The organism is Paraclostridium sp., assembly GCF_051657365.1.
In the GTDB taxonomy this organism is placed as follows: Bacteria; Bacillota; Clostridia; order Peptostreptococcales; family Peptostreptococcaceae; genus Paraclostridium.
This window is the reverse complement of record NZ_JBOFKN010000227.1, coordinates 1-1,788: the sequence shown is the minus strand read 5'-3', so window position 1 is coordinate 1,788 and position 1,788 is coordinate 1. Positions and strand designations below refer to the sequence as shown.

Genomic DNA, 1,788 nt, shown 5'->3' with positions numbered 1-1,788 from the left:
GCTTGATTAGGAACAACACGATCATAAACATTCATTGTGAATAGCGGCAATACAATGGCAAGTAAGTTAATCATTAAACTGGCCAGTAGTGCATCACGATAAATAGGTACTGAGCGCGCTAATCCGCGGCGTAACCAATTTTCCTGATTATCATATGAAGGCGCTCTATCATCGACATAGGGTAAGGGTGAGAGCATCCAGACTGTAGCGTGGTTCAGTTTTACTTGTTCGAAAACGTGCTCACCTAAACCCGGTTGCCATACAACTAGCCGCTCTTGCTCACGTCTTAAAACCACCCATGCTTGCTGGTCTGCCAATAACACACATGGCAGTGCTGCATCCGGTAACATGTTAACTGGCGTTCCTAGTTGGTTTGCATTCAGCCCAGCTCGGTAAGCCGCTCGGCCAAACAACGACATATCCAGCACGCCATTTTGTAATGGTAATCCGGCACAAATTTCCAATGTAGAGATAGTCCGCCGATAATGGCGGGCCATGTATTCTACAATTGCCAGCAATGGATCATGGACTATCCCCTGCACATTCAACTCCCTGTACGATGTGAGGTTAAAGATCGAATTTTAACGCGCCTTGTTTAATCAACTCATCTAATAGCTGTTTTTCTGTAGCTGCATCGTATATACCTTGAGCATGATTTCCCATCAATTGGGCTTGATTTTGCAGCTCAATGTGTTGTGACACAGCACCATTTGCTGTAACACTAAGCTTCAGTAGTAATGAATCCCCCTGACGCTCAAGAGAAATAAAATCACCTATATTGCTCTTGTTTTCATTTTGCAATAACTGCGATATATCAAGGCAATCCTTATCAGCAATTGAAAAATCTTGCACTATATCTTTGCTGATTTGCCCCCCTTTCCCCTGGTCATTTTGCGCCCAAATAAAGAGGTCTTTTCCTGATCCGCCGATCAAAATGTCATTACCGGTACCACCGATGAGAATGTCATTACCAGTACCACCGAGTAAAGTATCGTTACCGGAGCCACCTCGCAAAACATCATCATCGGCACCGCCATCCAGATAATCGTCACCATCGCCACCGAAAATCAAATCAGTGCCGCCTTCACCGAAGACAGTATCATTGCCTTCACCTGCATGAGCAATATCAACAAGAGCACCAGTGGCGAGTGTCGCAATATCTGATGGTAATGCATCTTTAAGCTTACTCACTGACGAATTTAAATATTCATCCGTTGTTGTTGCAAATTTTTCGATTAAATCTTTAATCGCTTTTTGTCCTGCTTCGCTATTGAACGCTGTCATATCGTTAGCAAGACCTAGACCTGCGGGGGTGTAACTCTGACCCAACCAAATAACATCGTTACCCGCCCCAGACTCTACATGATCACGTCCTGCACCTGCGTTAATATAGTTATTTTCTTTGGAAACAAAAGTTCTATCGGCCGGTTGTGCTTCTCCTCCTCCAATAGTTATATAGCCTCCCGCAGGATGAGCATCTATCGTAAAGGTATCATTATATATATTACCCTCTAAATACTGCTTATCCGGTACCATCAACGCTTTATCACTACCCGACGCAGATATATTTCCAGTTTTATCAGTTATTGTAGCGGTAACTTCTAACGTATTGCCTGACTCAACTTTATGATATTTGTATTCTTTATATCCATTATTAATATCAGCTTGAGTCAACTCATAATCAGGTTGGCCTGTAACTTTCAATATATCACCAACCTCAGCGTCTTTTGGAAGATGCACCTTTACAAGAACCTGCCCTTTGCCATTTATAGCTAGGTCCTCTTTCGG

The 1,788-nt window shown here is 43.1% G+C and carries 2 protein-coding genes; both read right to left on the bottom strand.

Annotated elements, in window-relative coordinates; genetic code table 11:
* Positions 1 to 518 (bottom strand): hypothetical protein (locus ACRCYC_RS17905; protein WP_438620467.1); only part of this gene is annotated, 518 nt, incomplete at its 3' end.
* Between the two features lie 49 nt (positions 519 to 567).
* Positions 568 to 1,788: type I secretion C-terminal target domain-containing protein (locus tag ACRCYC_RS17900; protein WP_438620466.1), on the bottom strand; the 1,221-nt coding region annotated here is incomplete at its 5' end.